The organism is Novosphingobium silvae, assembly GCF_009856825.1.
GTDB lineage: Bacteria > Pseudomonadota > Alphaproteobacteria > Sphingomonadales > Sphingomonadaceae > Novosphingobium > Novosphingobium silvae.
Genome location: NZ_WVTD01000062.1, coordinates 1 through 1,233 on the forward strand (window position 1 = coordinate 1; position 1,233 = coordinate 1,233).

Genomic DNA, 1,233 nt, shown 5'->3' on the forward strand with positions numbered 1-1,233 from the left:
CAGCGCGTTGACGAAGTCGGTGTGATCTGATTCAGCCTGGATACGGAAAGAAGGCGGTCAGCGACGATGGCGATGCGACGTGATGGTGATGTGCAGGCGGATCTGATCGTGTCGTGGTCAGATATACCGCGCTCTCCCGGGCACGCCTTTTACGACAAGCTTCAGAAGCTGTTGGTGGATGCAGGGTTCGACCGCTTTGTGGAAGAGGCGTGCCAGGCCTATTACGCGGCGCGGATGGGGGCGCCGTCGGTGCCGCCCGGCCGCTACTTTCGGATGCTGCTGATCGGTTATTTCGAAGGCATTCATTCCGAGCGCGGGATTGTGTGGCGATGTTCGGACTCGCTGTCGCTGCGCGAGTTCTTGCGGCTGACGACACGGGAGAAAGTGCCCGACCACAGCTGGATGTCGAAGACCCGTAGCCGCCTGCCGCATGAGGTTCATGACCAGATTTTTGCCTGGGTTCTGGGGCTCGTGGCAGATCATGATCTGGTGAAAGCCGAACGAATTGGCGTGGACGGCTCGACCATGGAGGCCAATGCGGCGCTGCGCACGATCGTGCGGCGCGACACCGCCGAGACGTATCGCGAGATGCTCACGCGCATGGCGCACGAGAGCGGCATCGAGACGCCGACGGCAGACGATCTGGTCCGCCTTGATCGCAAACGCACGGGCAAGAAGCTCTCGAACACGGATTGGGAGAGCCCGGTCGATCCGGACGCCAAGGTGGCGCGGATGAAAAACGGTTCGACCCGGCTCGGCTACAAGCCCGAGCATGCGGTCGATTTGGATACGGGCGTAATCGTCGCAGCGCCGATCCATCCTGCGGACAAGGGCGATACGAACACCCTCGAGGCAACGCTGGAGGCGGCTGCGCGTAACCTGGCGACAGTCGATATGGCACCGGCCCCGGACACCCCGTGCGAGCTTGTAACCGACAAGGGGTATCACTCCCGCGAGGGCCTCAAGGCACTCGCAAACGGGCCGTGGAAGACCCGCATATCAGAGCCCTTGCCCGCCAAAGGCATTCTGCGCTGGCACGGTGACGAGGAAGCGCAGAAGGCGGTCTACGCCAATCGCGCCCGCCTGAAATCCCACATCGGACGCAAGACGATGCGCAAACGCGGCGAGCTGGTGGAACGCAGCTTTGCCCATGTCCTGGACCGGGGCGGCATGCGCCGCGCATGGCTGCGTGGGCGCGAAAACCTCCACAAGAGGTATCTGATCCACGTCGCC

Annotated in this window: 1 protein-coding gene; it reads left to right on the top strand. The window is 62.9% G+C overall.

The window, feature by feature from the left end:
- Nucleotides 1-66: 66 nt before the first annotated feature.
- The coding region (locus GR702_RS21935; RefSeq protein WP_160987623.1) for a transposase at nucleotides 67-1,233 on the top strand (1,167 nt) is incomplete at its 3' end.